This window comes from Lachnoclostridium sp., from assembly GCF_031997925.1.
Classification (GTDB): domain Bacteria; phylum Bacillota; class Clostridia; order Lachnospirales; family Lachnospiraceae; genus Lachnoclostridium.
This window is the reverse complement of record NZ_DAMADT010000030.1, coordinates 9,940-13,132: the sequence shown is the minus strand read 5'-3', so window position 1 is coordinate 13,132 and position 3,193 is coordinate 9,940. Positions and strand designations below refer to the sequence as shown.

The 3,193-nt window shown below is 35.1% G+C and carries 3 protein-coding genes; all 3 read left to right on the top strand.

The annotated features are described in order from the left end of the window. Positions 1–1,451, top strand: a 1,451-nt coding sequence (rho, locus tag RTP52_RS16070) for a transcription termination factor Rho (RefSeq protein WP_312372464.1), incomplete at its 5' end; no start/stop codon positions are given. 176 nt (positions 1,452–1,627) lie between these two features. Further along, entirely contained in the window at positions 1,628–1,831 is a 204-nt protein-coding gene (rpmE, locus tag RTP52_RS16065) for a 50S ribosomal protein L31 (protein WP_029502121.1), read from the top strand. 119 nt (positions 1,832–1,950) lie between these two features. Continuing rightward, positions 1,951–3,193 (top strand): DUF1385 domain-containing protein (locus tag RTP52_RS16060; protein WP_312372462.1); only part of this gene is annotated, 1,243 nt, incomplete at its 3' end.

Genomic DNA, 3,193 nt, shown 5'->3' with positions numbered 1-3,193 from the left:
GTAATGAAAACAGAAACAATGAAAACAGAAGTAATGAAAACAGAAACAATGAAAATAGAAGTAATGAAAATAGAAACAACGAGATGCTAAGAAATTATGATAATAACCGTCGAACGATGGATAATCGCAGACCAATGGATAACCGCAGATTAAATGAAAATCGTGGATTTACTGAATCAGATCGTGTAGTCAGAATAAATCCAACAGGAGATATTTCAGGAAATCAAGCTACTGAATTAGGATATAATACAACCTCCTCCTCGGATCGTTTTCTTTCACAGGCAAATCAGCAGGAAGATAAACTACCAATAGATATGGAACAATTGGATTCTGGTGAGACAAAGGAAGGAATTTTAGAGGTATTGTCCGATGGATATGGATTCATCCGTTGTGATAATTTTTTACCTGGGGAAAATGACGTTTATGTATCTCCGGCACAGATAAGAAGATTTAATTTAAAAACTGGTGATATTATTGTAGGAAATACTAGAATACGTAATCAAAACGAAAAGTTCAGTGCTCTTCTTTATATCAAGTTTATTAATGGATTACATCCTTCTGAAGCAGTAAAACGGAAGAAATTCGAAGATTTAACACCAATTTTCCCAAATGAAAGAATTCATCTTGAAACACCTGGCTGTCAGGTAGCGATGCGTATGGTAGACTTAATCTCACCAATTGGTAAGGGACAAAGAGGTATGATTGTATCCCAGCCGAAAACAGGTAAGACTACCTTATTAAAACAAGTTGCTAAGGCTATTACAAGAAATCATCCTGAGATGCATTTAATTATTTTATTAATTGATGAGCGACCAGAAGAAGTTACGGATATTAAAGAGTCCATAGAAGGTGGTAATGTAGAAGTAATTTACTCCACTTTTGATGAATTACCAGAGAATCATAAGCGAGTGTCTGAAATGGTTATAGAACGTGCAAAGCGTTTGGTAGAGCATAAAAAAGATGTTGTAATCTTATTAGATAGTATTACAAGACTTGCAAGAGCCTATAACTTAACAGTACAAGCCAGTGGTCGTACCTTATCTGGTGGTCTTGATCCTGCAGCACTTCATATGCCAAAGAAGTTTTTCGGAGCAGCAAGAAATATGAGAGAGGGCGGAAGTCTCACTATTTTGGCAACAGCGTTAGTTGAAACCGGTAGCCGTATGGATGATGTTGTATTTGAAGAATTTAAGGGAACCGGTAATATGGAACTTGTACTTGATCGTAATTTATCAGAGAAACGAATATTCCCAGCAATTGACCTTCCAAAGTCTAGTACACGTCGTGATGATTTATTACTAAATCCCGCTGAGGTGGAAGCAAATTATCTTATGAGGAAGGCGTTAAACGGTCTTAAATCAGAAGATGCAGTAGAACGAATTATTCAAATGTTTGTTAATACAAAAAACAATGCAGAATTTGTCGAAATGATTAAGAAAACAAAGATATAAGACAAACTGTATTCAGATGTTTTCAAAGTTTTCCCAGTAGACAATAAAATGTACAATAGGTATTGCAATCTTGGTAGGCGTATGCTATAATAAGAAAGCTGTTTATTTGAATGAACAAGTTTCCTCTTTGTTGAAGAGGAACTATCATAGGAATCGGATATAGAGAGGTGAAAATAATGCAAGAAGCTATTCAACCAAAGTACTATCAGGCAAAGGTTACATGTAACTGTGGTAATGAGTTCGTAACTGGATCTACTAAGCCAGAGATCCACGTGGAAGTTTGTTCAAAGTGCCATTCTTTCTATACAGGCCAGCAGAAAGCTGCTGCTGCTCGTGGTGCAATTGACAAGTTCAACCGTAAGTACGGTTTAAACAACTAGTTTTTGAGATAATATTGCATAAAATCAGGTTGAGGTTGTATAATCTCAACCTATTTTTAAATTGTAAATATATGGAATGCCAAATACGGGTAAAAACATGGCAGGAAAGAGGGATGTAGATGAAATCATCAGGTATTGGTGGTCAGGCAGTTTTAGAAGGCGTTATGATGAAAAATAAAGAGCAATACGCTGTAGCTGTTCGTAAACCCGATAATGAAATCGCTGTTGATATTAAGGAATACCAAGGCATCGGAAATGGTAATAAGATAATCAAGGCTCCAATTATTAGAGGGGTTATTGCGTTTGCGGACTCCATGGTTCTTGGCGTTAGAGCGTTAACATATTCTGCCTCTTTTTATGAGGAAGAAGAGGAAATAAAAAAAGACTCTAAGAAAAAGGAAGGGGTTCTATCCTTCTTTGTAGTACTATTCTCTATCTGTATAGCTATAAGTTTATTCGTAGCACTTCCAATGTTTTTATCTGAACTATTCTCTAAATTTATTACATCTTCTATTGTTCTTGGGATTATAGAAGGTATTATTCGTATATTATTGTTAGTAGGGTATATTGTTTCGATTTCTTTTATGAAGGATATTAACCGCACCTTTATGTATCATGGTGCAGAACATAAAACAATTAACTGCATCGAACGCGGTTATGATTTGACGGTATCAAACGTTAGAAAGCAATCAAGAAAACATAAAAGATGCGGAACCAGCTTTATCTTATTCGTGGCATTTATTAGTATTATTGTATTTTTATTTATACGAGTTGATCAAATCTGGTTACGAGTTGTTCTTAGAGTATTATTAATCCCAGTAGTGGCTGGTATCTCTTATGAATTAATACGATATGCTGGAAGTCATGACAATGTATTAGTTACAATTGTTAGTGCACCTGGAATGTTAATGCAGCGTCTTACCACCAAAGAACCAGATGATGGCATGATTGAAGTAGCAATTGCATCGGTAGATGCAGTATTTGACTGGCAAGGATATCTCGATGGAGTCAAACAAAAAGGTACCAAGAGAAAACATTCCAATAAAAAAGGGAAAAATCAAGGCAAATCAAATCAAAAGGTAAAAGAGGATACTGAGGATATCGAGGCAGAAGTAATTGCAGCGAACCAAGAAGATTTAAGTAGTAATACAAAACAGGAATCGAAAAAAGTAGAGAAATCAAAACAGACTACTACAAATTCCGATAAAATAAATTCAAAAAACAATCAGAATAAAACTCATCAAGCAGTTAAGGATGAGAATAAAGAAGAAATCAAAACTAAGGAAAACAATAAGGTTACTAAAAAAAGTAAGAATAATCAAGAGAGTAAGAATGCTCAGGATAGCATGGATACTCAAGACA